The sequence below is a fragment of the Thioclava sp. JM3 genome (assembly GCF_002213185.1).
Classification (GTDB): domain Bacteria; phylum Pseudomonadota; class Alphaproteobacteria; order Rhodobacterales; family Rhodobacteraceae; genus Thioclava; species Thioclava nitratireducens.
The window spans coordinates 1-1,436 of record NZ_NBOB01000038.1 but is presented as its reverse complement, the minus strand read 5'-3'; the positions used below and the strand labels follow the sequence as shown (position 1 = coordinate 1,436).

1 protein-coding gene is annotated in these 1,436 nt (G+C 66.9%); it reads left to right on the top strand.

Annotated features, from left to right (window positions below):
* Positions 1 to 2: 2 nt before the first annotated feature.
* The coding region (gene glpK, locus B6V73_RS20335) for a glycerol kinase GlpK (RefSeq protein ID WP_240504215.1) at positions 3 to 1,436 on the top strand (1,434 nt) is incomplete at its 3' end.

The following is a 1,436-nucleotide window of genomic DNA, read 5'->3' as shown; positions in this document are numbered from 1 at the left end:
ATATTCTGGCAATCGACCAAGGCACCACGTCGTCGCGGGCGATCGTTTTTGACGGCGCGCTGCGCCCGGTGGCGAGCGCGCAGCAGGAATTCACGCAGCATTTCCCGCGTTCGGGCTGGGTGGAGCACGATGCCGAGGAAATCTGGGAGAGCGTGCTGACGACCGTGCGCGGCGCCATCGAGAAGGCCGGGGTGACCGCGGCGGACATCTCCGGCATCGGCATCACCAACCAGCGCGAGACGACGCTGGTCTGGGACCGCGAGAGCGGCAAGCCGATCCATAACGCCATTGTCTGGCAGGACCGCCGCACCGCCGAATTCTGCCGCACCCTGCGCGAGGACGGGTTCGAGGAGACCGTGACCGAGCGCACCGGGCTGATCGTCGATCCCTATTTCTCGGCCACGAAACTGCGCTGGCTTCTGGAGAATGTCGACGGCGCGCGGGAGAAGGCCGAGGCGGGCAAGCTCGCCTTCGGGACCATCGACAGCTGGCTGATCTGGAAACTGACGGGCGGCACCTCGCATGTCACTGATGCCACGAATGCCGCGCGCACGATGCTCTACGATATCGCGAAAGGGCGCTGGTCGACGACCATCGCGAAGAAACTCGGCGTGCCGATGGAGATGCTGCCGGAAGTGAAGGATTGCGCGGCGGAGTTCGGTGTCACGCAAGCGGACCTGTTCGGCGCGGAAATCCCGATCCTCGGCGTCGCGGGCGACCAGCAGGCGGCGACGGTTGGGCAGGCCTGCTTCAAGCCGGGGATGCTGAAATCGACCTACGGCACGGGCTGCTTCGCGCTGCTCAATACCGGCGATCAGATGGTGCGCTCGGAGAACCGGCTGCTGACCACCATCGCCTACCAGCTCGACGGCAAAGTGACCTATGCGCTCGAAGGCTCGATCTTCGTCGCGGGGGCGGTGGTGCAATGGCTGCGCGACGGGCTGAAGATCATCGAGGCCGCCGACCAGACGCAGGCGCTGGCCGAGCAGTCCGACCCCGAGCAGGACGTGATCATCGTGCCCGCCTTCACCGGCCTCGGCGCGCCTTACTGGAACCCCGATTGTCGCGGCGCAGTCTTCGGCCTGACCCGCAGCTCCGGCCCGGCAGAGTTCGCCCGCGCGGCCCTGGAATCGGTGGGTTTCCAGACCCGCGATCTCTTGGAGGCGATGCAGGCGGATTGGTCCGACGACGCGCGCCCGACCCTGCGGGTCGATGGCGGCATGACGGCGTCGGATTGGGCGATGCAGTTCCTGTCCGACATCCTCGGTGCACCAGTGGACCGGCCCGAAGTGCTGGAGACAACGGCCCTCGGCGCGGCCTGGCTCGCAGGCTACAGGGCGGGTCTCTACCCCGAGCCGGAAGAGTTCGCCAAAGGCTGGGCGCTCGATCGCAACTTCGCCCCGCAGATGGACGAGGCCACACGCGAAGCCCGCTAC